This window comes from Zoogloea sp. LCSB751, from assembly GCF_002028455.1.
GTDB lineage: Bacteria > Pseudomonadota > Gammaproteobacteria > Burkholderiales > Rhodocyclaceae > Zoogloea.
Map to the genome: position 1 here is coordinate 1 of NZ_MWUM01000722.1, position 229 is coordinate 229.

Sequence of the window (229 nt, forward strand, 5' to 3'; positions counted from 1 at the left end):
CGAAGGAGTATTGTCCCGCCAGCGCCGGCAGTTCGTTGGGCAGGCGGAAGTCGCCGTGGCCACCGGACTGGGAGATCATGGCGCCGGCCGGCCAGATACGCGGTCCATTGATCAACCCCATGTCGATCCCCTTCTTGAGGCCGAACACGGGGCCGCCGAGATCACGGGCACTGGTGAAGCCGCGCATCAGCATGTCGTTGGCCGCCCTGGTTGCCGCCACCGTGGTGAA

At 66.4% G+C, this 229-nt stretch carries 1 pseudogene; it reads right to left on the reverse strand.

The window, feature by feature from the left end:
* Positions 1–229 (reverse strand): annotated as a pseudogene (locus B4920_RS28330) (amidohydrolase family protein); the annotation flags it as partial.